Origin of the sequence: Gordonia oleivorans (genome assembly GCF_040044975.1) — a bacterium.
Classification (GTDB): Bacteria; Actinomycetota; Actinomycetes; order Mycobacteriales; family Mycobacteriaceae; genus Gordonia; species Gordonia oleivorans.
This window is the reverse complement of the sequence record NZ_JBDZDI010000032.1, coordinates 16,381-43,036: the sequence shown is the minus strand read 5'-3', so window position 1 is coordinate 43,036 and position 26,656 is coordinate 16,381. Positions and strand designations below refer to the sequence as shown.

At 66.4% G+C, this 26,656-nt stretch carries 22 protein-coding genes and 3 pseudogenes; 15 read left to right on the top strand and 10 right to left on the bottom strand.

The genetic code is table 11. The features are described 5' to 3' along the window. Positions 1–173 precede the first annotated feature (173 nt). On the bottom strand, positions 174–797 hold the full coding sequence (locus ABLE92_RS25210) for a TetR/AcrR family transcriptional regulator (protein WP_348807555.1): 624 nt from the start codon (positions 795–797) through the stop codon (positions 174–176). A gap of 91 nt (positions 798–888) precedes the next feature. On the opposite strand from ABLE92_RS25210, the gene ABLE92_RS25205 reads away from it, so the two are divergent. The 10 genes and pseudogenes from ABLE92_RS25205 to ABLE92_RS25160 all read left to right on the top strand — a co-directional run bounded on the left by ABLE92_RS25205 (position 889) and on the right by ABLE92_RS25160 (position 11,608). Beyond that, the gene (locus ABLE92_RS25205) at positions 889–1,440 is read left to right on the top strand and encodes an NAD(P)H-dependent oxidoreductase (RefSeq protein WP_348807554.1); all 552 of its coding nucleotides are present in this window, start codon (positions 889–891) and stop codon (positions 1,438–1,440) included. Between the two features lie 410 nt (positions 1,441–1,850). Then, positions 1,851–2,084 (top strand): glutaredoxin-like protein NrdH, encoded by a 234-nt coding sequence (gene nrdH, locus ABLE92_RS25200; RefSeq protein WP_348807553.1) that lies wholly within the window; start codon positions 1,851–1,853, stop codon positions 2,082–2,084. Positions 2,085–2,264: 180 nt separating this feature from the next. After that, complete coding sequence (gene nrdI / locus ABLE92_RS25195) at positions 2,265–2,807, top strand: class Ib ribonucleoside-diphosphate reductase assembly flavoprotein NrdI (RefSeq protein ID WP_348807552.1); 543 nt, start codon at positions 2,265–2,267, stop codon at positions 2,805–2,807. A gap of 186 nt (positions 2,808–2,993) precedes the next feature. Beyond that, positions 2,994–6,335 (top strand): annotated as a pseudogene (nrdE, locus tag ABLE92_RS25190) (class 1b ribonucleoside-diphosphate reductase subunit alpha); the annotation flags it as partial. A gap of 38 nt (positions 6,336–6,373) precedes the next feature. Then, positions 6,374–6,802 carry a hypothetical protein gene (locus tag ABLE92_RS25185; RefSeq protein WP_348807551.1) on the top strand — a complete coding sequence of 143 codons (429 nt, stop codon included), beginning with the start codon at positions 6,374–6,376 and terminating at the stop codon, positions 6,800–6,802. Then, entirely contained in the window at positions 6,792–7,493 is a 702-nt protein-coding gene (locus tag ABLE92_RS25180; RefSeq protein WP_348807550.1) for a hypothetical protein, read from the top strand. The genes ABLE92_RS25185 and ABLE92_RS25180 overlap by 11 nt, the downstream gene beginning before the upstream one ends. A gap of 16 nt (positions 7,494–7,509) precedes the next feature. Next, complete coding sequence (locus ABLE92_RS25175; RefSeq protein ID WP_348807549.1) at positions 7,510–8,253, top strand: maleylpyruvate isomerase family mycothiol-dependent enzyme; 744 nt, start codon at positions 7,510–7,512, stop codon at positions 8,251–8,253. After that, positions 8,243–9,766 (top strand): amidohydrolase, encoded by a 1,524-nt coding sequence (locus tag ABLE92_RS25170; RefSeq protein WP_348807548.1) that lies wholly within the window; start codon positions 8,243–8,245, stop codon positions 9,764–9,766. The genes ABLE92_RS25175 and ABLE92_RS25170 overlap by 11 nt, the downstream gene beginning before the upstream one ends. A 208-nt stretch (positions 9,767–9,974) precedes the next feature. Further along, positions 9,975–10,976, top strand: coding sequence for a class 1b ribonucleoside-diphosphate reductase subunit beta (nrdF, locus tag ABLE92_RS25165; RefSeq protein ID WP_348807547.1), 1,002 nt, complete (start codon positions 9,975–9,977; stop codon positions 10,974–10,976). A 68-nt stretch (positions 10,977–11,044) separates the two neighbouring features. Beyond that, complete coding sequence (locus tag ABLE92_RS25160; protein ID WP_348807546.1) at positions 11,045–11,608, top strand: hypothetical protein; 564 nt, start codon at positions 11,045–11,047, stop codon at positions 11,606–11,608. Between the two features lie 28 nt (positions 11,609–11,636). Here the strand turns inward: ABLE92_RS25160 and ABLE92_RS25155 are convergent, their stop codons facing one another. From ABLE92_RS25155 to ABLE92_RS25145, 3 genes are read right to left on the bottom strand one after another with little or no spacing between them, the layout of a single operon-like run. Further along, complete coding sequence (locus ABLE92_RS25155; protein ID WP_348807545.1) at positions 11,637–12,434, bottom strand: hypothetical protein; 798 nt, start codon at positions 12,432–12,434, stop codon at positions 11,637–11,639. Next, positions 12,431–15,400 carry a DEAD/DEAH box helicase gene (locus tag ABLE92_RS25150; protein ID WP_348807544.1) on the bottom strand — a complete coding sequence of 990 codons (2,970 nt, stop codon included), beginning with the start codon at positions 15,398–15,400 and terminating at the stop codon, positions 12,431–12,433. Before ABLE92_RS25150 ends, ABLE92_RS25155 begins: the two co-directional genes overlap by 4 nt. Positions 15,401–15,437: 37 nt before the next feature. Continuing rightward, on the bottom strand, positions 15,438–15,830 hold the full coding sequence (locus ABLE92_RS25145; protein ID WP_348807543.1) for a PPOX class F420-dependent oxidoreductase: 393 nt from the start codon (positions 15,828–15,830) through the stop codon (positions 15,438–15,440). Between the two features lie 87 nt (positions 15,831–15,917). Between ABLE92_RS25145 and ABLE92_RS25140 the strand changes: the two genes are divergently transcribed. After that, a complete protein-coding gene (locus tag ABLE92_RS25140) occupies positions 15,918–17,318 on the top strand; it encodes a DUF2252 domain-containing protein (RefSeq protein WP_348807542.1) in 1,401 nt (466 codons plus the stop codon). A gap of 57 nt (positions 17,319–17,375) precedes the next feature. Here the strand turns inward: ABLE92_RS25140 and ABLE92_RS25135 are convergent, their stop codons facing one another. From ABLE92_RS25135 to ABLE92_RS25125, 3 genes and pseudogenes are all read right to left on the bottom strand, one after another. Further along, positions 17,376–17,867, bottom strand: coding sequence for a beta-class carbonic anhydrase (locus ABLE92_RS25135; protein WP_348807541.1), 492 nt, complete (start codon positions 17,865–17,867; stop codon positions 17,376–17,378). A 111-nt stretch (positions 17,868–17,978) separates the two neighbouring features. Next, positions 17,979–18,736 (bottom strand): annotated as a pseudogene (locus ABLE92_RS25130) (isocitrate lyase/PEP mutase family protein). Next, a complete protein-coding gene (locus ABLE92_RS25125) occupies positions 18,723–19,691 on the bottom strand; it encodes an ABC transporter substrate-binding protein (protein ID WP_348807540.1) in 969 nt (322 codons plus the stop codon). The pseudogene ABLE92_RS25130 and the gene ABLE92_RS25125 overlap by 14 nt, the downstream one beginning before the upstream one ends. 337 nt (positions 19,692–20,028) lie before the next feature. Between ABLE92_RS25125 and ctaD the strand changes: the two genes are divergently transcribed. The 4 genes from ctaD (at position 20,029) to ABLE92_RS25105 (ending at position 24,291) form a co-directional block, all read left to right on the top strand. After that, positions 20,029–21,792: an aa3-type cytochrome oxidase subunit I gene (gene ctaD / locus ABLE92_RS25120; RefSeq protein WP_348807539.1), complete on the top strand. Its 1,764-nt coding sequence runs from the start codon at positions 20,029–20,031 to the stop codon at positions 21,790–21,792. 83 nt (positions 21,793–21,875) lie between these two features. After that, positions 21,876–23,093 carry a phosphoserine phosphatase SerB gene (gene serB, locus ABLE92_RS25115; RefSeq protein WP_348807538.1) on the top strand — a complete coding sequence of 406 codons (1,218 nt, stop codon included), beginning with the start codon at positions 21,876–21,878 and terminating at the stop codon, positions 23,091–23,093. Continuing rightward, positions 23,090–23,836, top strand: coding sequence for a peptidyl-tRNA hydrolase (locus tag ABLE92_RS25110; RefSeq protein WP_348807537.1), 747 nt, complete (start codon positions 23,090–23,092; stop codon positions 23,834–23,836). Before serB ends, ABLE92_RS25110 begins: the two co-directional genes overlap by 4 nt. Continuing rightward, positions 23,833–24,291, top strand: coding sequence for a cupin domain-containing protein (locus ABLE92_RS25105; protein ID WP_348807536.1), 459 nt, complete (start codon positions 23,833–23,835; stop codon positions 24,289–24,291). Before ABLE92_RS25110 ends, ABLE92_RS25105 begins: the two co-directional genes overlap by 4 nt. Positions 24,292–25,024: 733 nt before the next feature. Here the strand turns inward: ABLE92_RS25105 and ABLE92_RS25100 are convergent. The 3 genes and pseudogenes from ABLE92_RS25100 to ABLE92_RS25095 all read right to left on the bottom strand — a co-directional run bounded on the left by ABLE92_RS25100 (position 25,025) and on the right by ABLE92_RS25095 (position 26,589). Further along, positions 25,025–25,267 carry a DUF6985 domain-containing protein gene (locus ABLE92_RS25100; protein ID WP_348807535.1) on the bottom strand — a complete coding sequence of 81 codons (243 nt, stop codon included), beginning with the start codon at positions 25,265–25,267 and terminating at the stop codon, positions 25,025–25,027. A 46-nt stretch (positions 25,268–25,313) separates the two neighbouring features. Continuing rightward, a pseudogene (locus ABLE92_RS26240) lies at positions 25,314–25,553 on the bottom strand (DUF6985 domain-containing protein); the annotation flags it as partial. 40 nt (positions 25,554–25,593) lie between these two features. Continuing rightward, entirely contained in the window at positions 25,594–26,589 is a 996-nt protein-coding gene (locus tag ABLE92_RS25095) for an LLM class flavin-dependent oxidoreductase (protein WP_348807534.1), read from the bottom strand. Between the last annotated feature and the right edge of the window lie 67 nt (positions 26,590–26,656).

The following is a 26,656-nucleotide window of genomic DNA, read 5'->3' as shown; positions in this document are numbered from 1 at the left end:
CACGCCGTCGACCGCATCCTCGACTGGACCCTGTGGCGCCGACGTCACCAGAAACGCGCCCAACAATGCCACCAAAACCGCAGGTCACAACAACAATAAACCCGATCTACGGCTGTAGTACTAAGACGGTGGCGGGTTTCGTGCGCGCCGAGTGGGAACCCGCGCACCCGGTCTCAGTGCGGGCCGATGCCGGCGGCGAGGGTGCGGATGAAGTGGTCCCATTGGTCGGCGATGGTCGCGAGGTCGAGTCCGACGACCTCGGTGAGGTGGGCGACCGCAGATGCTCCGAGGGGAGCCTGGATCGCGATCGCGAGCGCGTCGACGTGATCACCGAATCCCATCTGGCGCAACAGGATCTGAATGTGTTGCGTCGACGAGCGCCAGACCGGGTGCTTCATGAACTCGCCGTTGTCGGCGCCGGCCTCGAGCAGGATGTCGAGGTGATCGGTGGTCATCTTCAGCCGGGCCCGCCCGTAGGCGAGCAGCCGGTCGAGGGGCGGCGCGCCCGGGCCGAGCGGGGACGGACCGGACAGGTACGCCTGCTGCAATTCGGATTCGGAGTGATCGAGGAGGGCATGCATGAGTCCGGTCCGGCTGCCGAACCGACGGAACACGGTGCCCTTGCCGACACCGGCCTCCGCGGCGACGGCATCCATGGTCACCGCCGCCGCGCCGCGGGTGTCGATGAGGTTCTTGGCCGCGGCCAGCAACAGCCGGCGGTTGCGGGCTGCATCGGCGCGTTCGGTCTCACCCGGTGCGGTGAGATGCAGAGGAATCGCGTTCTGCTCGTCGGACACGTGATGAACCTAACTCTTGACGCCGTGGCGAAATATTCGGACCGTGGTCCGGTTGATTCTATCAACTTGTTTTGACCACAGGAGGAGCAACATGACCGATTCGACCGTTACCGTCGTCGCCCTGGTGGGCAGCCTGCGCCGCGACTCGATCAACCGTCGCCTGGCCCAGGCGGCCGCCGACAACCCGCCGGCCGGTGTGACGGTGACCGTCGTCGAGGGCCTGGACCGTCTGCCGTTCTACAACGAGGACATCGACGCCGGTGACCTCGACGCGGCCGTGGTGGCGCTGCGTGAGGACGTCGCCGCGGCCGATGCGGTCCTCATCGCGACGCCCGAGTACAACGGCACCATCCCGGCGGTCCTGAAGAACGCCATCGACTGGCTGTCACGTCCCTACGGACAGGGCGCGATGACCGAGAAGCCGGTCGGCGTCATCGGGGCCGCACTGGGCCGCTACGCCGGGACCTGGTCGCGTCAGGACACCCGCAAGGCCGTCGGCATCGCCGGCGGGCAAGTTGTCGAGGACATCGACTTCGGTTTGGCGACCGCCGGCCTCGCCGACGGTGCGCTGCCGGCCGAGGTGATCGACGATGTGGTCGGTGCGGTGCGGGTGCTGGCCGATCAGGTGCCCGCACGCGTCTGACGTCGTCGCTCGTAGGCATCCACGAGGCGTGTCCCGGATCTGCTCCGGGCGCGCCTCGCGGCGTCTCCGGTGGCCGGCGTCCGGTCGTCGGTATCACCACCGGGTGCGACACGCCCGACGCGCCCGGGACACGCCGGGATTTGAGATTGCGTACCGGCCGCGACCAGCGAGTTTCATGAATGTGATTCACAACTTCTAGTGGTGCTCGGAAATGTCAGGCACTAGGTGTAGTGTTCTCAACACCAGCCGGACCGAGACGCGAGAGTGCCGTAGCGGTAGGAGAAGTTCGATACACGCAGTGACCTGCGTCACGATCTTCACGCTGGGAAATCGGGCTCCGAGGGGTCCGTGACCACACCCGACCGACGAGCATCTGCTGATCATCACGTGACACGAGGAGCGTTCTGCGAATGGCAATCACCGTCTACACCAAGCCGGCGTGCGTGCAGTGCAATGCGACCTACAAGGCCCTGGACAAGCATGGCCTGGAGTACGAGGTCGTCGACATCAGTCAGGACGACGAGGCGCGCGACTACGTCATGGCCCTCGGGTACCTGCAGGCACCGGTTGTCGTCGTCGGCGACGACCACTGGTCGGGCTTCCGCCCGGACCGCATCAAGGCCCTCGCCGCCGCCGCTGCCTGACGCGATCGCCAAGTGCCGATCCGGAGGGGAAGTCGGGATCGGCCGGGCTCGCGCGCAGCACGTGGACGCGGTTGCCTGCCCCGTGAGTGATTCCGGGGCAGGCAACCGGACCACAACTTTCGAGAAGAAGACCTCAGCGGCCGCAGATGGCCGTTCACGATCCGGCAGGCGGTGGGAGAGATGGTGGAACAGCCGACCGGCACACCGCCGCTCATCGTGTACTTCTCCTCGGTGTCGGAGAACACCCATCGTTTCGTCGAGAAGCTGCGGCTGCCCGCGGTGCGCATCCCGTTGATCGACCGGGGCGCCCCGAACGCCGTGACCGCAGACGCCGGGAACGCCGCAGGCAGGATCGGTTCCTTCGAGGTCGACCAGCCGTTCGTGTTGATCTGTCCCACCTATGGGGGCGGTAAGTCCTCCTCGATGGTTGGCGGTGGCTTCGTCCCCAAGCAGGTCATCCGCTTCCTCAACAACCCCCACAACCGCTCGCGCATCCGTGCGGTGATCGCGGCCGGCAACACCAACTTCGGCGAGGAGTACTGCCTCGCCGGCGACATCATCGCGCGCAAGTGCTCGGTGCCCTACCTCTATCGATTCGAATTGATGGGGACCGAACACGACGTCACCCGCGTCCGCGAGGGACTGGCGGAATTCGGCGCCACCATGGTCGCCGACCTGCGTGAACCGGAAGTGTCAGACCCCACGCCTATCGTGTGCGGGTGAGGGGTTCGCACCCCACCCCACGATCACAACAGCCAGCACGTCCACGAATCAGCACGCCCATCACCCGTTTCGACACCCACCAACAGGAGAGTCTCCGTGTCGCCCACCACTTCTGTCTCCGACGTGACCACCGACACCACCACCTCGGCGAGCAAGTCCGGCGTGCACGCGGGACCGGCCGGACACGATCCGGGCGAGCTCGACTACCACGCGCTCAACGCGATGCTGAACCTGTACGACGCCGACGGTCGTATCCAGTTCGAGAAGGACCGCGAGGCGGCGCATCAGTACTTCCTGCAGCACGTCAACCAGAACACGGTGTTCTTCCACGACCTCGACGAGAAACTCGATTACCTCATCGAGGAGAACTATTACGAGCCCGAGGTCCTCGAACGCTACGACCGCGAATTCGTCAAGCTGCTCTTCGGGCACGCGTATGCCAAGAAGTTCCGGTTCCCGACCTTCCTCGGCGCATTCAAGTATTACACCAGCTACACGCTGAAGACCTTCGACGGCAAGCGCTACCTCGAGCGGTTCGAGGATCGCGTCTGCATGGTGGCGTTGACCCTGGCCGACGGTGATACGACGCTGGCACGCAATCTCGTCGACGAAATCATGGAAGGCCGTTTTCAGCCGGCGACTCCGACATTTCTGAATTCGGGAAAAAAGCAGCGCGGTGAGCCCGTGAGTTGTTTTCCGGCCGGGACTCCGGTCGATACCGAGCACGGCCCCCAGGCCATCGAAACACTCAAGCCCGGCGATCGGGTGCTCTCCCACGACGGCACGTATGCCGCCGTGGAGAAGCTGATCGAGAACCCCAATGATCAAGCGCTGGTGTCGATTTCGCACTTCGGACACAAGGAGCCGATCCTCTGCACGCCGGAGCATCCGATCCTGGTCTGGACAACGCGGGAAGTAGACACCATCATCGGCGGCGATGGCGCCGACATCTTCAACGGCTTTGTGTGGCTCGCGGCCAAGGACATCGATCCGTCGGACTTCATCGTCACCACGGCACCCTCTCAGGGGCGGCCAGTGCGACGCCACGACCTGATGGCGTACGTGGGGGAGGGGACATACGAGGAAGTCGATGGGCTGATCCAGAAGGTCAACTCCGACAAGAAGCACCGAAACAAGCAGCGTCACAGCCAGACGTTCAACTCGGTCAATCGGTATGTCGAAGAGTCCTATGACCTCGGATTGATCCTCGGTTGGTATGTGGCCGAGGGGCATGATTCCAAGCGCTCAACGAACAGATCCGTGCCCAACGGTGTGCACTTCACCTTGGGTGCACATGAACTCTTCTATCAGAACGATCTCGCGGACGCCTTCAAGCGAGTCTTCGCGACCGACTTGCGGGTCCATGAGAGCGTCAGCGACCATTCGGTCCGAATGGTGTGCAACAGCAAGGTGATCGCGGAGCTGCTGCTCTCCCTTGCTGGGACCGGCTTCGGTGACAAGCGGCTTTCGGCGGATGTGCTCACCGCAGATGAGGAGTTCCAACGTGGACTGCTCATCGGGCTCTTCCGGGGCGACGGCTGCTCAACCACCGGTGGAATGATGGTGGATCTGGTGAATCCTGAACTGGTCGACCAGGTTCAGTTGATTCTGCGACGACTCGGCATCATGTCCACCGTCCGGCGCTACGTCAACCAGGCGGGCAACATCACGGGTCAGGCATTCGTTCCCGGTACTCCGGGTACCAACGAGGATTTCATTTTCGACGTCGGGAAGAACCTGCACAACTATGTCGGTCGCAAGGGCGCCCTACGGACGACCTATCAGGTGGTCCACGGCCGCCATGTCTATGGCATTCGTGAGCTGAAGCACACCGATCAGACTCCCGAGAAGGTGTACAACCTCCACGTCGAGGGGACCCACACGTATTCGATTCATGGGACCGTGGTCCATAATTGTTTCTTGTTGCGAATCGAAGACAACATGGAATCCATTGGGCGGTCGATCAATTCTGCATTGCAGCTGTCCAAACGCGGTGGTGGCGTCGCCCTTTTGTTGTCGAATATCCGCGAGCACGGTGCGCCCATCAAGAAAATCGAGAATCAATCGTCGGGCGTTATTCCGATCATGAAATTGCTCGAGGATTCTTTTTCCTACGCCAATCAGCTCGGCGCGCGTCAGGGTGCCGGTGCGGTGTACCTGCACGCCCATCATCCCGACATCTACCGCTTCCTCGACACCAAGCGGGAGAATGCGGATGAGAAGATCCGCATCAAGACCCTGAGCCTGGGCGTGGTGATCCCCGACATCACCTTCGAGCTCGCCAAGAACAACGACGACATGTACCTGTTCAGCCCGTACGACGTCGAACGTGTCTACGGCAAGCCGTTCGCCGACGTCAACGTGACCGACACCTACCACGAGATGGTGGAGGACAAGCGGATTCGCAAGACGAAGATCAAGGCGCGCGAATTCTTCCAGACCCTCGCCGAGCTGCAGTTCGAATCGGGCTACCCCTACATCATGTTCGAGGACACGGTGAACCGGGCCAACCCGATCGACGGCAAGATCACCCACTCCAATCTGTGCTCGGAGATCCTGCAGGTGTCCACGCCCTCGACGTTCAACGACGACCTGTCCTATTCCCATGTGGGCAAGGACATCTCGTGCAACCTCGGGTCGCTGAACATCGCCAAGACGATGGATTCACCCGACATCGGCGCGACCATCGAAACCGCGATCCGTGGCCTGACCGCCGTCAGTGACCAGACGGCGATCACCTCGGTGCCCTCGATCGAGAAGGGCAACAACGACTCTCACGCGATCGGCCTCGGCCAGATGAATCTGCACGGCTATCTCGCCCGGGAGCGGATCTTCTACGGTTCCGAGGAGGGTGTGGACTTCACGAACATCTACTTCTACACGGTGCTGTTCCACGCCCTGCAGGCGTCGAACACCATCGCCCGCGAGCGCGGCAAGGCGTTCGCCGGCTTCGAGAAGTCGACGTACGCAACAGGCGAGTTCTTCGACAAGTACACCGAGCAGGTGTGGGAGCCGGCGACGCAGCGTGTGCGAGAGCTGTTCGCCGAGGCCGACATCCACATCCCGACCCAGGATGACTGGCGGGTGCTGAAGGCATCGGTCGCCGAATACGGGATCTACAACCAGAACCTGCAGGCGGTGCCGCCGACCGGATCGATCAGCTACATCAACCATTCGACCAGCTCGATCCACCCGGTCGCCGCCAAGGTCGAGATCCGCAAGGAAGGCAAGATCGGTCGCGTCTACTACCCGGCGCCGTTCATGGACAACGACAACCTGGAGTACTACCAGGATGCCTATGAGATCGGCTACGAGAAGATCATCGACACCTACGCCGCGGCGACCCAGCACGTCGATCAAGGCCTGAGCCTGACCCTGTTCTTCAAGGACACCGCCACCACTCGTGACGTCAACAAGGCACAGATCTACGCGTGGCGCAAGGGAATCAAGACGCTGTACTACATCCGACTGCGTCAGATGGCTCTCGAGGGCACCGAGGTTGAGAACTGCGTGTCGTGCATGCTGTGATGGGCACCCTGTAACAGGCCGCGACATCGGGGGTGCGGATGGCCGAGAAGAAGATCGACTACCGGAAGCGGCCGGCACCGGGGAGTACGCCGGTACCGCCGGTCCAGTCCGGGTGGCCGGTGCCGCCCGCGCAGCACGCTCCGGCGGCCGCGTCGGGTTGGCCCGCGCCGCCCGTCGCGCCGGCCCCACCCGCTCAACCCGGGTGGCCGGGGCAGGCCGCGCAACCGGCCCCGCCGGTAACCGCACCGCGGCCGGTGCCGACCGAGGTGGGCGTCGTCGGCGCCGCGCCCCCGAGTTGGACCACCTTCTGGGTGTTCGGGTCGGTCGTCGGCGTGCTGCTCCTGCTGGCACTGATCTTCGTGGCCACGGGTTCGGCGGTCGGCGTGTTCTTCTTCGGTTTCGTGGGGGGGCATCCTGGGCTTGCTGTACCTGCTGTCGCTCTGGGGAGCCCGGTCGGTGATCGGTAAACCCCAGGTGACCGCCGGTGCTGCCGGAATCTGGGCTCCGCGATTCCAATTGCGCTGGGATCAGGTCAGGGCCCTGGATTTCGTCTCCAACGGCCGCGAGTACTCGAAGATCGATCCCCACAAGACCAGTGTGGCGAAACGACAGATGACCTCGCTGGTGGTCACCTCGCGTGAGCGCGGCGCCAACGGTCGACCCGTGCAGTACGGAACGACCCTGTGCTTCAACCACTCCCACAATTACGAGGAGTTCCGTCAGGCGGTCCGAAGACTCGCCCCGCACGTCGAGTTCCGGACGGACGTGAGTGTCGAGGACACCGTTCTCGACCCGGCGGTCCAGCAGGCGGTGCAGCAGCAGCTGGCGTCGACCGGTCGCCTGGTGGTCACCACCAAACGCGGCAAGGAGAAGATGTCCTTCGACCGAAACGGCGCCACCCTCGGACGCAACTTCGCGCCGTGGCCGGAGATCACCGCTGCGGTGGCGGTCATCGACCTCCACACCGACCGGACCGGGGGAATCTCCACCACCACCCGGACGCAGACACTGGTGCTCCTGACCAATCAAACGAATCCCAACGGCCAAGAACGCCGGTTCCGGCACTCCTACGACGAATCGTTCCAGCCACCCATCGAGTATCTCCTGCCGGTGCTGCGTCAGTTGGCGCCGCACATCCAGGTGGCCGACCAGCGCTGAGGGTAGCCTGCGACGGATGACACCCGAACGCTGGCTCGACGCCATCCGGCTGGAGAGTGATCGGCTCGCCGCCACCACCCCCGCATCGCTCACCCTGCCGGTGCCGACATGTCCCGGCTGGACCGTTCACGACCTCCTCGGACACGTCGGCGCCGTCCATCGCTGGGCCGCCGACCGCCTGATGGAGACGCGACTGTACCGCGGATACGACGGAATCCCGGTCCCCGAGGGCGCCGCGGTGATCGACTGGTACGCGGCCGGACGCGACCTTCTCGTCGACGCGTTGATCTCACGCGACCCGGACTCCCCGGCGAAGACCTTCGTCGGCGAGCGGACCGTGGCCTTCTGGTATCGGCGCCAAGCCCACGAATTGGCGGTGCATCGCTGGGATCTGGAATCGGCCACCGCGCCGGCAGCCCAGGCACCGATCGAGGCCGACCTCGCCGCCGACGGCATCGACGAGTGGCTGGAGGTGTTCGTTCCGCGTTTCATCGCCGCCGGCGACCCCGTGCCCGACGAGGTGCTGGGCCGCACGATCCACCTGCACGCCCACGACCACACCGACCGTCACTGGGTGCTGCGCCCGACCGCCGAGCGATTCGATGTGTCCGACGAGCCCGCGGAGGCAGACGTCGCCATCCGCGCGACCGCCGATGATCTGCTGCTCACCGTCTGGCATCGACGCGCCCTGGACGACGCGGACGTCGTCGGTGACCGTGACCTCGCCGGTGCCGCACTCGAACTCGTCCATGTCACCTGAGGCGTCATCCGAGCCCACCGGCGCCGACCTCATCATCCGTTCGGCGCGGATCGTGTCCGAGGATGGCACGGTCACCGAACCCGTCGACATCAGGATCGCCGGTGGCCGGGTCGCCGACATCGGCGGGGTCACCGCGCACGGGCAGTCGGCCCGCGAACTCGATGCCGGCGGGCGGTGGGTGATCCCCGGACTCTGGGATCACCACGTGCACGTCACCCAGTGGGCGCGGTGGGGTGAGCGGCTCGACGTCTCCGGCTGCACTGCACCGCAGGCGGTGATCGATCGGGTGCACCACCACATCGAGGAGGTGGATTCGTCGTCCGGGCAACAGGATTCGCGCGTGATCCTCGGTGTCGGACACCGACCGTCGCAGTGGTCGGAGCCGGCGTCGGTGACCGCACTCGACGCGGTGTCCGGACGGCATCCGGTGATCCTGATCTCCGGTGATGCCCACAGCGGCTGGCTCAACAGCCGAGCACTGCAGGTCTGCGGCCTCGAGCACCGCACGGGCCTCGTCGACGAGAACGAGTGGTTCGCGGTGTTCGCGCGCCTCGACGAGATCGCACCGACGCAGACCCCGGAGTTCGATCAGGTGCAGCGGGCGATGACCGCGGCCCTGACCCGCGGCATCGTCGGGATCACCGACCTCGAATTCGCCGGCGCACATCGCGTCTGGCCGGAGCGGATCGCCGCCGGCATGATTGCGCCCCGCATCCGCGCCGGGTTCTACCCCGACGCCCTCGACGAGGTCCTCGGGTCCGGTCTGCCCGGTTCTGGTCTGCGCACCGGTGACCCGTTGGCGCACAACGTTCTTCTCGGTCCGCTGAAGATGATCACCGACGGTTCGCTGGGATCGTTGACGGCGCACTGCTGCGACCGCTACGCACCCGAACCCCATCCATTCGGCAAGCAGAACTTCTCCGGTGCCCAGATCCGGGAATTGCTCTCGCGCGCCACCGCGGGTGGCCTCGACGTCGCGGTGCACGCCATCGGCGACGCCGCGGTCACCGAGGCGCTCGATGCCTTCGGGGTGACCGGCGCCCATGGCAGCATCGAACACGCCCAGTTGATGCGCCGCGACGACCTCGTCCGGATGGCCGGCCTCGGGGTGGTGGCGAGCGTGCAACCCGCGCATCTCCTCGACGACCGCGCTGTCACCGAACGTGTCTGGGCGGATCGGGCCGATCGGTGCTTTCTGCTGCAGAGCATGCATCGGGCCGGGGTGGCCCTCGCGCTCGGATCGGACGCGCCGATCGCGCCCCTGGATCCGTGGCTGGCCATCGACGCCGCGGTGTGGCGCGCCGAACCCGGTGAGCCGGCGTGGAATGCCGCCGAACGACTGACCGTCGGACAGGCGTTGTTCTCCTCGACCAACGGGGCGCCGCCGCTCGCCGTGGGGTCGCTCGGCGACGTCGTGCTGCTCGACGACGATCCGTTCGGTGTGCGGCCCCGCGACGTGCGGGTGGCGGCGACCGTCATCGGTGGTGATCCGGTGTGGTCTGCCCTGGGATGAGTGGCGACCAGCCACCCATGATTTGGGGCCTCGTGCGTCACACCATCCCCAGATGTTGTGGTTTTTCACGATCTTGGCGTCGGATCGAGTGTCGGTCCACGATGGCCGGGCGCGACGGCCTAGATTGGTCCTATCGCTCATCGCACCAGCCGCGCTGCGGCGAACTGCGGACACCGACCCGAATCCACCCATCGACCCCGAGGAACAGATGACGGCCACCTCTCACAGCCCCGCCGACGGCGCCCCCATCAAGCTGGTCAGCCGGGTCTCGGCGATCAACTGGAACCGCGTCCCCGATGAGAAGGACGCCGAGGTCTGGGATCGCCTGACCGGAAACTTCTGGCTGCCGGAGAAGGTTCCGGTGTCCAACGACATCCCGTCGTGGAACACGCTGACGGAGTACGAGAAGCAGCTCACCATGCGGGTGTTCACCGGTCTGACGCTGCTCGACACCATCCAGGGCACCGTCGGTGCGGTCTCGCTCATCCCGGATGCGACGACGCCGCATGAAGAGGCGGTGCTCACCAACATCGCGTTCATGGAGTCGGTGCACGCCAAGAGCTACAGTTCGATCTTCTCCACCCTGTGCTCGACCAAGGAGATCGACGAGGCCTTCCGCTGGTCGGAGGAGAATGACCAGCTGCAGCGCAAGGCGCAGATCGTCATGGACTACTACCGCGGCGAGGATCCGCTCAAGCGCAAGGTGGCCTCGACGCTGCTGGAGTCGTTCCTCTTCTACTCCGGTTTCTATCTGCCGATGTACTGGTCGTCGCGCGCCAAGCTCACCAACACCGCTGACCTGATCCGGCTGATCATCCGCGACGAGGCGGTGCACGGCTACTACATCGGCTACAAGTATCAGCGTGGTCTGGAGACGCAGAGCGCGCAGCGTCGCCAGGAACTCAAGGACTACACCTTCGAGTTGCTCTTCGAGCTCTACGACAACGAATCCGATTACACCGAGGCGCTCTACGACGAGGTCGGTCTCACCGAGGACGTCAAGAAGTTCCTGCGCTACAACGCGAACAAGGCGCTGATGAACCTCGGCTACGAGGCGATGTTCCCGAAGGACGAGACCGACGTGAACCCGGCGATCCTGTCGGCCCTGTCACCCAACGCCGACGAGAATCACGACTTCTTCTCCGGGTCCGGTTCGAGTTACGTCATCGGCAAGGCCGTCAACACCGAAGACGAGGACTGGGACTTCTAGCGGGGCACAACCGAAGGACGTCGATGGCGGCTCCCGGGCGGTCAGCAGCGCCGAAGCCGGGGTTGACCGTGACCCGGTTCCGGACCTCGATGATCATGCAGGTCATCTTCATCGGCACGGCCCTTGTCATCGTGGTGACCACCCTGGCCGGGACTCTCGCGTCAGGCGGCAGTACGACGGGTGTGGTGGTCGTGATCGTGATGTTCGTGGTCATCGCACTGCTCGTGTGGTGGATACTGCGTCGCCGAACGCTGATGGTGATCGCCGTCGACGCCACCACGCGAGCCGGATATGTCGAGAAGCCTGCACGCGGCACGGACGCGGGGTGGCGAATCCCGTTGTCCGACATCACGCGTGCGCATGTGGCCGTGCATACGAAGTGGGTCGGGTCGGGAGATGCTCGCACCCAGAAGAAGCGCCAACTCCTCGGCCTCGAGACCCAGGCGTGGGTACCGACGTGGCATGCGCACCCTGCCGCCGACCCGCGGTGGTTTCCCGACCTACCGGATCGCGCTCGCCAGTACGTCGTCCACATGGGTTCATCGGGTGGCTACGGGCGACGACGCCGGCGAATTGTCGCCGCCTTCGAGCCCAGCCGGGTGGAGGTTGTTCTGCACGAGCGCAATGAATGAGCGAGGGTAGCGGCCCCTTGACGGTCCTTCACTCCTCGACGAGCCGGTCGTACAGGTCACCGAGCTCATCGACCGCCTCGGCGATGTCACCCGGCGCCACCCCGGATGCCCGCAGGGCCGCCCGCAACGCCGCGGTGTCGAGGTCGGTCATCGGATTCATCCGCGGCGGTGACGGCAGCGGGGGAGCGGTCGCGCCGGTGCCGTAGAAGTCGACGGTCGGTGGTGCAGAACGCGATTCGGTCCACACGAGCGGATTGTCGGGGAGCCCGGACGGTTCTCCGGACACGTCCTCGATGGCCGCGAGCAGTTCGGGTAACGATGTTCCCATCAGCGTGAGCAGTGTCAGCGGGGTGCGGTCGATCTCGGCCGCGATCTCATAGGTCACCGTCAGTACGTGAATGCAGCGACCCGAGGAGTCCGGGCACGTGCAGTCACCGACGATGTCGGCACTTTCGGTGGGCAGCAACAACTCTCCGAGCGTGTCGGGTTGCTCGCCACGGGCCAGATACATCACGTCGGTGATGCCGCCGGCCGCGGCCAGCAGCGAGACCACCGTGGTGGCGTCGACGGTGCGAACCTCGAGGAACACCTCGAAGGGGTCGAGTTGACTGCCCTCGACGACCGCGGTCACCATTCCATCACCGATGGACACCCGATGCGCATTCCGATCGCGAAAGTAGCTGCGCGCCTTCGTGATCTTGCGGTTCTCGACGATCTCGGAGGTGACCTGCCCACCCGGTCGGCCCTCGACGACGTCGACCAGGGCCCGGGACCACGGCGTCAACGCATAACCGCGGACCGGGGTGGTGCCACGCCGCGCACTCATTCGCTCACCGCCTCGTCGCGGAGCCGGAACAGTTCGAACAGTTCGTCGTCGCCGAGGTCACCCATCCAGTTCTCGCCCGTCGACACCGTCAGCCGGGACAACTCGCGCTTCTTGGCGATGAGGTCGTCGACGCGTTCCTCGAGGGTGCCCACGCAGACGAAGCGCCGCACGTGCACCCGCTGGGTCTGACCGATCCGGTAGGCACGATCGGTGGCCTGGTCCTCCACGGCCGGATTCCACCACCGATCCACGTGCACAACGTGATTGGCGGCGGTCAGGTTGAGTCCGGTGCCGCCGGCCTTGAGCGTGGCCACCAGAATCGGCGGCCGCGCGGAGCCGTCACCGCGCTGGAACCGCTCGACCAGCAGGTCACGCTCGCCGCGTGGCAGACCACCGTGCAGCAACGGGATCTCGGTGCCCAGCACCTCGGTCAGCCACGACGAGACCAGTTCGCCGAACACGGCGAACTGGGTGAACAGCAACCCCTGATCACCTTCGGCGACCAGGGTGGTGACGATGTCGGAGAGGAGTTCGAGCTTGCCCGACCGATGGTGGCCGCGGCGCAGTATCGCCGATCCGTCACCGAGGTAATGCGCCGGATGATTGCAGATCTGTTTGAGCCGGGTCAGTGCGGCGAGGACCGTGCGGCGCCGCAGCGCGCGTTGCTGCTTGTCGGCCAGTGCGGCCATCAGATCGTCGATCACCGCGCGGTAGAGGGCGGCCTGTTCGACGGTGAGGTTGGCCCGCACGGTGAGTTCGTTCTTCTCCGGCAGATCGGAGATGACGGCCGGATCGGTCTTCTCCCGCCGCAGGATGAAGGGGCGGGTGAGGGTGGCCAGCCGTCGGACGGTGGCCGGATCCCGGTCCCGCTCAATCGGTTCGGCGAAACGGTTGCGGAACACCGAGGCCGAACCCAGTAGTCCGGGATTGACCAGGTCGATCACCGCACGCAGGTCCTCGAGCCGATTCTCCACCGGGGTGCCGGTCAGGGCGATGCGGTGGGCGGCGGGGATGGCGCGCAGTGCGCGGGCGGCGGCCGTCCGGACGTTCTTGACGTGTTGCGCCTCGTCGACGATGACGTGCCGCCACCGATGTGCGGCCAGCAGATCGCGATCGCGGGCGGCGATGGCGAAGGTGGTGAGCACGACGTCGATGGCGGAGTGGGTCGCGGTGAACGCGGCGCCCTTGGATCGTCCGGCGCCGTGGTGGACAGTCACCCGTAGAGCCGGTGCGAACCGCTCCAACTCGTGAACCCAGTTGCCGACCACCGACATCGGGCACACGATCAGTGTTGGCGTGCAATTGCTTTCGTCTCCACCATCGTTGCGTGCGTCGTGTTCATGACACAGCAGCGCGATGATCTGCAGCGTCTTGCCCAGGCCCATGTCGTCGGCGAGGACGCCACCGATGCCCTGAGCCGACAGGTACGCCAGCCACTCCAGGCCGCGGTGCTGATAGGGCCGCAACACCGCGTGCAGCGACGCCGGGGCCGCCACCGGGACCGGGGCCATCGTGCCCGTCTCGGCGATGGCATCGAGCCAGGCCAGTCCCTGCACCGAGGTCACCGGTACCGGCACGCGGTCGGTGTCGTGCGCGACCATGTCGAGCAGCTCACCCATGTCGGGTGTGTGCCCGGACGTCCGCAGCGCGCGTTGCGCCGCGATGAAGGCGGCCGCGCGGGTCAGCGCGGCGCCCTCGGCGCGTACCCACACCCCGCGGATGCGCACCAGATCGCCCTTCTGACGCGACAATTCGTCGAGATCGGCGTCGCTGAGCGTGATGGCGTCCGGGCCGTCACCCAGGGCGAGTCGCCACTCGAACTCACGGATCTCGCGCAGGCCCACCATGCGGGCCGGGGCGCCACCGCCGGTCACCGGGGCCGCCCGCACCCCGAGGGTGGGCCGCACCTCGGCGATGGTGCGGGGGAGCAGGACCGGGAGGCCTGCCTCAGCCAATGCCTGTGCGCCGCTGGTGAACAGCGCTTCGGCGAGATCGCCGGTGAGCAGGAAGTCCAGCGAGGTGCGGTCGGGGTCGGCGCGACCCAGATCCGGGAATGCGCGCACCGCGGTGGCGAGTTCGGTGGTGATCTCGTCGAGTTCGGTTGCGTCCAGGCGATGCGGGACCACCGGATCGATGTGACCGTCGTCGGAGCGTCGGCAGACCTGCAGACGCCACCGGAGCCGGTGCGGGTCGCCGGGAACCGAACCGGCGGTGAACAGTTCGTCGTCGAGGTCCTGCGGATGATCCGGATCGTCGGGTTCGTGCAGACGGAAGAGCACCGTCGAATCGCCGGCGGGAGCGCTCGCCGTCCACTGCGTCCACGCCGACATAGCGGTCGGGCGGGTGGCCGACGCCGGAACCGCGGAGTCGACGAGGGCCGCGATCAGCGGGGTGGCCGGATCGGCCGCGCCGAGGCGGGTCGCCGACGCGGTGATCCGGGCACGGCACTCGTGATCGACGAGTTCGGCCGCAAAGTCCATCAGCGCCTCGGTGCCGCCGTTGTCCAGCAGCGCCGCCGGTGCGCCGCCGGTGATCACCGCCGACCACGCACGCCACTGCGGTGTGGCCACCGGGCGCCAGACGAACACCGACTCGCCCGCCACCTCGGCGACGGTGGGTGCCACGACGCGGGCATCGACGAAGCGTCTCACCCCGTCGAGAAGGTGGCGGTACCACGCGATGTCGCCGGCGACCGCCACCGAGCGCGTCGCGTCCAGGAACGACACCGCCGACGCCACCCCGAGCGTCATCGTCGCGACGAAGCGACGCCTGCCCGACTCGTCAATCACTCCGACCTGCCGGCGAAATCGTTTGCCGGACAGCAATGATCGCAACGGTTCCGGATACGGTGACCCGGCGGCTTCGGTGTCGTTCCCGTCGGTCTCGTCCCAGACCGAGAGGCCGACGCCGGGACGCCACAGGACATGCAGCGCGGCGGCCGGTTTGGGGGCCGGTGCGGCGACCACGGTGGGTGCGGTGTCGGTCGATGAGGTGGCCGCGGCGCTACTTCTTTCCGAAATAGGTGGCGTTCAACGCGAGGATGACGCGATCGGCGGCGTCCGGGGGCGGAGCCTGATCGGCGTTGCCGTAGCGCTTGCCGAGCACGACGTAGAACGATCCGGTCGGATCGTCGGTGACCGATTCGAGGGTGCCCCGCACCTCGAGGTACCGATACGGATTGTCGGGATCGGTGATGACGAACGAATAGTTCGGATTCTGCTGCAGGTTGGCGATCTTCTTGCGGGCCTTGGTGTGGGTGAACCGCAGCTGCCCGTCCTGCCAGGCGAACCACATCGGGGTCGCATTGGGTACGCCATCGGGTCCGACGGTGGCGAGCACACCGACAATCGGACGGTCGAGCAGGTCGTCGTAGCCCTCGGGGATCGTGGTTGCCATGCCGTCCAGGGTAGTGGGCGCCACCGACACGACTCACCGGCACGATCGGGTGACCTGATGGGTCATCGTGGAGCAGACTGGTCAGTCATGGCCACCCCGTCACTGCCGCAGCCGCCGACGCAGAGCGAGATGCTCGCGACCGGCCCCACGATCTACTCGACCGCCGACCGGTCGATCGGTAAGGCCGCCCGCAAGGTCGTGCCACGCAGTGCGTTGGGTGACTGGGATCCGGATCGGCGTGGACACGATGCGCTCGCCACCATCTTGGCGCAGAACACCATTCGGGATCAGGTGCTGTTGCCGATCCGCCACGGACGCATGTCGGCATCGCCGTGGACCTACTATCGCGGGGCCGCCGCGGTGATGGCCGCGGACCTGGCGTCGCGTCCGAACACGGGGATCACGGTGCAACTCTGCGGTGACGCCCACGTCCTGAATTTCGGGCTGTGGAACACCCCCGAGCGGACCCTGGCCTTCGACCTGCGTGACTTCGACGAGACGCTTCCCGGACCGTTCGAATGGGACCTCCTGCGATTCCTGGCGAGCCTGGTGGTCCTCGCCCGCGAGAACAACGTCGACGCCGTCACCGCCACCGGCGCGGTCCGCGCCGGATTCCAGGGCTACCGCAAATGGATTCGGACGTACGCCGGGTGGCCGATCCTGGACGTGTGGGCGGAGAAGATCTCCGTCGACGACCTCGTCGGGTATGTGGCGTCACCGGCCAACGGAGCCCGGCTCGATTCGTATCTGGAGAAGCGGGCGCAGAAACGCACGGCGCGGGGAGCGAGCAAGAAGCTGACCCATCAGGTGGATGGCCGTCGGCAGATCGTGGAGGACCCGCCGTACCGGATTCACGCACTCAGTGGTTACCGCGACGTGCTCAACGACGTGATCCGCGCCTACTATGCGACGGTCCCGGAGAACATCGCCGCGCTGCTGCGTCGCTTCGATCTGGTCGACGCGGTGCAGCAGGTCGTCGGCGTCGGCAGCGTCGGGATGCGGGTGTTCCTCAATCTGGCCGAGGAACACGAGACCGGCGACCCGATGTTCTTCCAGATCAAACAGGCCGCCGCCTCGGTGTACGAACCGTTCCTGTCGCCGAGCAGTTACGACAACCACGGTCAACGAGTCGTCAACGGCCAGCGACTGATCCAGAGTGCCTCCGACATGTTCCTGGGCTGGACCCGGATCGCCGACTGGGACTTCTACGTGCGCCAGTTCCGCGACGGCAAGGTCATCCCCGACGGACCGCGAGTGGCCGGCGTCATCGAGCAGTTCGCGACGGCCTGCGGACACGTGCTGGCCCGTGCGCACGCGCGCAGCGGGGATGCCCGCGCGATCGCCGACTATCTGGGGACATCACGCAAGGCCGAGGAATCGGTGGTGCGATTCGCCAACGCCTACGCCGATCAGACCGAACGCGACCACGCGCAGTTGGCCACCGCGGTCGCCGACGGGTCGATTCCGTCGGCGCCCGGCTGGCCGTGAGCCCGGTGGTGACGATCAGTCGGAGATGATCAGGCGGAGACGATCAGTCAGAGACGATCAATCGGTGACCTCGTTGAGTTTTCCGGTGGCCACGTCGAAGACGAAGCCGCGCAGTGAGCTGGTCTTGGTGATGAACGGGCTGTTGCGGATCCGGGTGAGTGACTGACGCACGTCCTCGTCGACGTCGCCGAATGCCTCGGCGGCCCACTGCGGCTTCTGCCCGATCTCGTTCTGGATCTCGCGTTTGAAATCGTCGTCGGTGAAGGTCAGCATGCCGCAGTCGGTGTGGTGGATGAGGATGATCTCGGTGGTGCCGAGCAGTCGCTGGCTGATGGCCAGTGATCGGATCTCGTCGTCGGTGACGACGCCGCCCGCATTGCGGATGACGTGTGCCTCACCGTCTTTGAGGCCGAGGATGCGGTAGACGTCCAGGCGCGCATCCATGCAGGCGACCACCGCGACGTGGCGACTCGGCGGCAGCGGCAGCGGGCCGGAGAAGGTGGCGGCGTAGGCGGCGTTGTTCGCCAGGTATTCATCGGTGACAGTCATCTGTCCACGATGCTCGTCGACCTCTGCCGACGTCGACGGTTTCACCCGGTCGGGGTCAAACCATGGCCGGATGCGCATGTGTGGTGAGCTCGCGGTCGGGAGAGCCCGCGTTCAGTGCCAGCGGGCCAGCAGTGCCGTCGAGCGGGCCGCGAGGTCGGCCTGCCAGAAGGGGCCGAAGCTGATCCGGCCGACACCGAGGTCCGCGAAATGGGTCAGGGAGTCCTCGGCGGGCAACCCGATGGCGTTGACCGGGAGCGGCAACTCCGAGGTCAGCCGGCGGTGCACGTCGTCGGCATGCCGGCCGACCGGGTAGAGGCACGTCGCACCCGCGTCGGCGCAGCGGCGCAGCCGGTCGATCGCGCGGTCGACGCGGTCGGCGTCGTCGCCGATCCGACGCAGCAGCACGTCGGTCCGCGCATTGATCACGATGGGCACGCCCGCGGCGTCGGCCGCCTCGCGCAGTGCGGCGACGACCTCGGCGTGTTCGGCGGGTTCGCGGAGCCTCCCGCCCTCGGAGTGCACGGTGTCCTCGATGTTGAGACCGACCGCTCCGGCGTCGAGGAGACCGCCGATGAGGGTGGCCGCCGACTCGCCGTATCCGGACTCGATGTCGACCGACAGAGGTACGTCGACGGCCTCGGCGACCTGGGCGACCCGGGTGCACAACTCGGCAAAGGTCATGCCCTCGTTGTCGGAGCGGCCGATGGAGTCGGCCACCGGGTGACTGCCCAACGTGAGTGCGGCGAACCCGGCGTCGACGGCCAGGGCGCCGACCACGCGTCCCAGACGGTCGGCAGCACGACGGGATCGCCGGGCCGGTGCAGGGCGGCCAGGGTCCGGGCCGCCACGCTGAGATCAGGAGTTGGCATTGAGGGATTCCTTGACGTCGTTGAGCACCAACCACGCCGAGGCCAATCCGCCACCGCCGTACCAGATCTCGTCGTTCACCGACAGCACCCGCTTCCACGTCGGTGCCCCCATGTCGAGCCAGCGATCCGAGAGCAGGACCTCCTCGCCGTGCGCCTGCCCGTCCTCACCCTCGAAGGACACATAGATGAGGTCGGCGTCGGCGTCGGTGAAGTTCTGATCGGTGACGGTGACGTCCTCCGGCCCGCGTTGCGCGGCGGGTCGCTGGACGCCGATCTGGGTCAGGATCTGACCCGCGAAGCTGCCGGTGCCGGCCAGGATCTCCGCATCCTTGGTGAACCGGACCAGGGACACCTGATTGTGGGCGGCATCCATCCGACGGCCGGTCTTCTGTGCCTCGGTGTCGAACTCCTGCAGCAACCGAGTGCCCTCGCCGGAGCGGCCCAGCGCGGCGGCGACCGCGGTGAAACGTTCCTGCCAGTCGTCGTCGGTGGCGATGGTGACCGTTTTCGTCGTGCCGAAGGCGCCGGCGGACGCCGCGGTCGACGGCGTGGTCAGGACGATGTCGGGTGCCGCGGTCTGCACCGCGGCCGCATCGGGTTCGGCACCGATGGTCGGCACCGACGTCAGTTGCGGGCCGAGATACTCGGGCACGCTGCCCGGCGCCGCGGTCACCGCGGTCACCTTCGGGCCGAGTCCGAGGGCGCAGATGTCGTCGAGCAGGGCCGGATCGGTGACCACGATGCGCGAGACGTCGGCCTGCGGGGCGTCGGCGACCGTCGGCGCCAGGCAGGTCCGGGCGTAGTCGCGGTCGGCGGAGACCACGTTGACCTCGGCGATGCGGGTCGTCGAGGTGGAGATGGTCTTGCCGTCGGGGGTCGTCAGCGTCGACTGGTCCTCGGAGCACCCGCTCACCGCCAGGGCCGCGGCCACACCGATCGTCGAGATCGCCATCATCCCTCGGAGTCGAGAGGTGTTCTTAGTCCGTCCGTTCCGGTGGTCACCGCCGCGCTGCACCCGCCCAACCTAGCAGGGGCGCCGACGGGTTTCGCCGACGTCGCAAGCGGGACGGTGGACCGGGGTCGATGGCACCCTGTGGTGAGGCGGCGCGTCGCCCGCATCGAGCGGTCTGACCTGCGTCGATGGCGTCGGCGGAAAATCGAGTACGACAGATCGTAGGACCCACTCGGCCAGGGTGGGTGCAAGGGTTTAGGATCGGTAACCAGCGCTCGGTTTGTTCATGTGCCGACCGACGGAAAAACGCTTCCCGACCGGTCGGGCAAGAGGAGGATCTGTGACCGCGGTAGACCAGCCCACCACGCAAGTGGCACCAGTTCGTCCGTACCCGGAGCGATATCAGCCCAAGGGTTCGTTCATCTACAAGCTGATCACCACGACCGATCACAAGTTGATCGGCATGATGTACATCGTCGCGTGCTTCGCGTTCTTCCTGATCGGCGGCCTGATGGCGCTGCTGATGCGCGCCGAGCTCGCCCACCCGGGGATGCAGTTCCTCTCCACCGAGCAGTTCAACCAGCTGTTCACCATGCACGGCACCGTGATGCTGCTGATGTATGCGACCCCGATCGTCATCGGCTTCGCGAACTTCGTTCTGCCGCTGCAGATCGGTGCCCCCGACGTCGCCTTCCCGCGACTCAATGCCTTCGGCTTCTGGCTGTTCGTCTTCGGCTCGACCGTCGCGATCGGCGGATTCATCACCCCCGGTGGCGCCGCCGACTTCGGCTGGACCGCCTACACCCCGCTGACCGACGCGATCCACTCGCCCGGCGTCGGCGCCGACCTGTGGATCATGGGTCTGGGTGTGTCGGGTCTGGGCACCATCCTCGGTGGCGTCAACATGGTCACCACCGTGGTCTGCCTGCGTGCACCCGGTATGACGATGTTCCGGATGCCGATCTTCACCTGGAACATCCTGGTGACCACGATCCTGATCCTGCTGATCTTCCCGCTGCTGACCGCGGCCCTGCTCGGCCTGGAGGTCGACCGCCAGTTCGGCGCCCATCTCTACGACCCGGCCAACGGTGGTGTGATTCTCTGGCAGCACCTGTTCTGGTTCTTCGGTCACCCCGAGGTGTACGTCATCGCGCTGCCGTTCTTCGGCATCGTGTCCGAGATCTACCCGGTGTTCGCCCGCAAGCCGATCTTCGGCTATTCCGGCCTGATCTACGCGACCCTGGCCATCGCGGCCCTGTCGGTCGCGGTGTGGGCGCACCACATGTACGTCACCGGCGCCGTGCTGCTGCCGTTCTTCTCCTTCATGACCTTCCTGATCGCGGTGCCCACCGGTGTGAAGTTCTTCAACTGGATAGGCACGATGTGGAAGGGCAACATGACGTTCGAGACGCCGATGCTGTTCTCCGTCGGCTTCATCGTGACGTTCCTCTTCGGTGGTCTGACCGGTGTCCTGCTCGCCAGCCCGCCGCTGGACTTCCACCTGTCCGACAGCTACTTCGTCGTCGCCCACTTCCACTACGTGCTCTTCGGCACCATCGTGTTCGCGACCTACGCCGGCATCTACTTCTGGTTCCCCAAGATGACCGGACGCATGCTCGACGAGGGTCTGGGCAAGTGGCACTTCTGGCTGACCTTCATCGGTTTCCACACCACCTTCCTGGTGCAGCACTGGCTGGGTAACGAGGGCATGCCGCGCCGCTACGCCGACTACCTGCCGTCGGACGGGTTCACCACGCTGAACATGATCTCGACGACCGGTGCGTTCATCCTCGGACTGTCGACGCTGCCGTTCCTGTGGAACGTGTTCAAGAGCTACCGCTACGGCGAGGTCGTGACCGTCGATGATCCGTGGGGCTTCGGCAACTCCTTGGAGTGGGCCACCAGCTGCCCGCCACCGCGTCACAACTTCACCGAGCTGCCCCGCATCCGCTCCGAGCGTCCGGCCTTCGAACTGCACTATCCGCACATGATCGAGCGGATGCATGCCGAGGCCCACGTCGGACCGGGTCACAGCAGCGAATCCGCCGAGCACACCCGACGCGATCCGTTGACCGTCGGCGACCACGAGTCCTCGGCCGACTGACCAGGAATCACTCGGTGGTCGACTCGAAAGAATCACACACCACAACCGCACCCGGATCGGCATCGCCCGGTCCGGGTGCGGTCGTGAAGACGACCCTTCTGGTCACCGTCACCGGCCCCGACAAGCCGGGCGTCACCTCGGTGCTCATGGGCGCACTGGCCGGCCAGCAGGTGTCGCTGCTCGACGTCGAGCAGGTGGTGATCCACGATCGCCTCACCCTTGGTGTGCTGGTGGCCGTCGACGGCGATCCGGAGGCCGTCCAGGATGTCGTCGAACAGGCGATGTCGTCGATCGGGATGGACGTCAGTGCCGAGGTCAACGCACCGTCGGACGGACATGCGCCGTCCACACATGCGGTCGTGCTGCTCGGCAGTCCGGTCACCGCACGCGCGTTCAGCGCGGTGGCCGCCGAACTCGCCGGACAGGGCGGCAACATCGACTCCATCCGCGGCGTCGCCGACTATCCGCTGACCGGACTGGAACTGATGATCAGCGTCGGCGGCCGCGACGACGTCGCCGCCGACACCGCGCTGCGCAAGGGCCTTGCCCGCGTCGCGACGAAGCATTCGGTCGACATCGCCGTCGAGCGCGGTGGGCTGGCGCGCCGCGCGAAACGTCTCATCGTCTTCGACGTCGACTCCACCCTCATCCAGGGTGAGGTCATCGAGATGCTCGCCGCCCACGCCGGCCGGGAGGCCGAGGTGGCGGCGGTGACCGAGGCCGCGATGCGTGGTGAGTTGGATTTCGCGCAGTCGCTGCATCAGCGGGTGGCCGCGCTGGCCGGACTCGACGCCTCCGTGCTCGACGAGGTGGCCGCGTCGCTGCAACTGACGCCGGGTGCGCGCACCACCATCCGGACCCTGCACCGGCTCGGCTATCACTGCGGTGTGGTGTCCGGCGGATTCCGTCAGGTCATCGACGCGCTCGCTCACGAGCTGGAACTCGACTTCGTGCGCGCCAACACCCTCGAGGTGATCGACGGCAAACTGACCGGGCGTGTCGTCGGCGAGATCGTCGACCGCCCCGGAAAGGCCCGGGCCCTGCGGTCGTTCGCCGACCACGTCGGGGTGCCGATGGAGCAGACCATCGCCGTCGGCGACGGCGCCAACGACATCGACATGCTCAGCGTCGCCGGGCTCGGCATCGCGTTCAACGCGAAGCCGGCGCTGCGCGAGGTCGCCGACGCCGCGCTGAATCATCCGTTCCTCGACGCGGTGCTGTTCATCCTCGGCGTCACCCGCGACGAGATCGAGGCCGCCGACGCCGCCGACGGCGTGCTGCGGCGGGTTCCGCTCGAGTGACCGATCCGGGGTTGCCGTCGAATCCGTTCGCCGACGACTACCGGCGCCTGACCCGCTACGTCGGCGGAGCGGACGATCCGGAGAATCCGGCCGACGTCCTCGCGATGCAGATGGTTCTGCGGATCGAGAAGACCGCACCACCGGACCGTGCGGACCTGCTGGTGGCCGCTGCCCGAGCCGTGGCCCTGCTGTGTCTGGACGATCGTGCCGGTGGCGACGGACCGTGGTCAGAGCCGATGGACGCGTGGTGCGACGCCCGCATCCGCAAGATCGCCCGACGGGCGCGCGGTACGCAATGGGCTGCGGCGCAAGAGGTCTGGGGTGTGACGGCCACCGTCGGTGACGTCGAGGCCAGAGCGCTGGTTCCCGGTCGGGTTGGCGACGTCGACAAGCGGATCTCGCGACTGCAGATCGGTGGCACCGAGGTGGCGGGCTCGCTACCGACCGAACCACCCATCGGCGGCGTGTGCCTGTGGGTGAACCCGGACCTGGAGATGACCGTCGGCAAACTCGCCGCGCAGGTCGGCCATGCGTCGATGCTCGCGGTGCGGTTGATGGACGAGACGTCGGCCCGGGTGTGGCGTGATGCCGGCTGCCCGCTGTCGGTGTGTGCCGCAGACTCCTCGCGGTGGGCGGCACTGATGGCCGCGGATGCGACCGGCGCCGCGGTCGCGGTACGCGATGCGGGTTTCACCGAGATCGCGCCCGGGTCGGTGACGGTGATCGCGGAGGTGATCCGATGAGCGAACCCGACGAATTGCCGTACTGGGCACAGGGATTGGGGCTGAACCCGCATCCCGAAGGCGGCTGGTTCACCGAGACCTGGCGCAGCGATCTGGTGCTCCCTGCCGCGGTCCTGCCCGGCTACGACGCCGATCGCGCGGCCGGAACCGCGATCCTGTTTCTCCTCATGCCCGGTCAGCAATCCGACTGGCACACGGTGCGCGGTGCCGAGATGTGGCTCTATCATCGCGGCGCGCCGGTCGAACTCGACCTGGGTGGCGACGGTGACGAACCGGACGATGTCACCACTGTTGCGGTCGGTGCCGACATCGGCTCTGGTCATCGGCCGCAAGTGTTGGTGCCGCCACGACACTGGCAGCGAGCGCGATGCACCGGCGACGAGGCGTCATTGGTCAGCTGCATCGTCGTTCCCGGATTCGACTTCGCCGATTTCCGGCTCATCGACAAGGGCTAGGCACAAGCCGCTCGAGGTGTTCCGACCCGCCGGTCGAGACCCTCTGTGGTGCAGCTGGTTCCGTCCCCGCGCGCTGGTCGAGGTGTGAGGAGCGCTAGCGACGAGCCTCGAGACCTGGTGAGACAAGGCCGGTTTCGTCCCTGTCCGTGGGTCGAGGTGTGAGGAGCGCTAGCGACGAGCCTCGAGACCTCGTGTGGTGCTGCTGGTTTCGTACTAGCCACTGGTTGTGGTGGGTTGTCTTGCAGCGCGGGTCGCGGAGGGTGGCCTCGATACACCGACTCGCAAGCTCGTCGGCACTCGGCCAGCGGGAGGTGCGGCTGGTTTCGTCCCCGCCCGTCGGTCGAGCTGTGAGGAGTGCCAGTCCTGCGTTAAGCTCCGTCGAAACGACGACCCTCGAGACCTGGTGAGACAAGGCTGGTTCCGTCCCCACCTGCCGGTCGAGGTGTGAGGAGCGCTAGCGACGAGCCTCGAGACCTCGTGTGGTGCAGCTGGTTCCGTCCCCACCTGCTGGTCGAGGTGTGAGGAGCGCTAGCGACGAGCCTCGAGACCTCCTGTGGTGCAGCTGGTTTCGTTCTAACCTCGGGTTGCGGTGGGTTGTCTTGCAGCGCGGGTTGCGGTGGGTGGCCTCGATACACCGACTCGCAAGCTCGTCCGCACTCGGCCAGCGGGAGGTGCGGCTGGTTTCGGACCCAGTGAAGAGAACGCGCCTGGCCGGGCCGCACCACCTGCCGACTCACCCCACCGACGGCGACCAGTACACCGCACCCTCGGGAACCTCGTATCCGCGACCGTAGGCCGACCGGTGAGTCGGGTGTCCGTCGTAGGAGCTGATCCGGGTGAGGGTTCGGCCGTCGGTGAAGACCGTCTGCAAGCCGTGTTCGGGTTCCCAGTCGCATTCGTCCTCGCAGATGACGTACCAGTGCTCGTCCTGAAACACCACGTGTGGGCGCAGGTTGAACGTGACATGGGACCACACCTCGTCCTCGGTGATGGTCTCCGAACCCTTCCTCGTCGCCGATGGACACCGCGACGTCGCGGTAGTACGCGAACAGTGCGGGGGCCGCGGAGGTCAGGACCGATCGATCGAGTGCGCAGAAATCGATGATGCATGCGGCGAGGGCGTCGGCCTGGTCGCCCGCGAACTCATCGATCGTGAATTCGCAGTCTGCACCAAAGATCTCGACGTACCGCGGAGGGGTTCGATACCACTCGTCCACGTCGTCGTGTTGGAGGACGCCGATTCCGGGGAGTTCTGTCTGCACCCCGCCATTGTGGCAGGGGCCGGCCGCTTCGAGTCGTTCGTCAGGCCGACGCCACCGACCGGTCGCGCGCCGGCGTCAGATGCTCCAGCGTCCGCAACCAGATCTCCCGGTCCGGCGCGATGGACGCGACGATCACCTCGTCGGCGTCGGCATGTCCGGCGAACCAGTCCAGGTAGTCGCGCACCTCGGCGGGCGTGCCGACTCCGCTGTAGGTCATCATCTCGTCGATCTGGCGGCCCTGCGGCATCGACAGGATGGCGTCGGCCTCGTCGTCGGTGAAGCGGCGGCCGCGACCGAACAAGGCACCAACGCGTTGCCGCTTGGCCTGGTGCAGTTGGGCTTTGGCGATGTCGGCGTCGTCGTCGGCGATCACACAGGCCCCGGCGATCACGTACGGTTCGCTCAGTTGCTCGGACGGACGGAACTGCTCGCGGTAGATCCGGACGGCCTGGGTGAGGGCGGCCGGTGCGAAGTGGGAGGCGAAACCATACGGCAGGCCGAGCGCGGCGGCGAGCTGCGCGCCGAAAAGCGACGAACCCAGGATGTAGAGCGGTACGTTCGTGCCATTGCCGGGTGTGGCCTGCACGCCCTCCACGCGGGTGCTGCCGGTCAGATAGCCCTGCAATTCGAGAACGTCCGACGGGAAATGCTCGGCCGCGGAGATGTCGCGGCGCAGTGCCGCGAAGGTCTTCTGGTCACCGCCGGGGGCGCGGCCGAGGCCGAGGTCGATGCGACCGGGATAGAGCTCGCCGAGCGTTCCGAACTGCTCGGCGATGGTCAACGGCGAGTGGTTGGGCAGCATCACTCCGCCGGAGCCGAGCCGGATCGACGAGGTGCGGGCCGCGATGTGCGAGATGAGCACCGCCGGCGCCGACGACGCGATGCTCGCCATGTTGTGGTGCTCGGCGTACCAGATCCGGGTGTAACCCCACTGCTCAGCACCGATGGCCATCTCGGTGGAGGCGGCGAGGGAGTCACCGACGGTTTCGGAGGCGCCCACCTGGGCGAGATCGAGGATGGAAAGCGGCACACTCATATGAGTAGCCAAGGCGTGGTGCCGCCTGACTATTCCGCCCTCGGTCGTGCCGTTCTCGATTACTCGG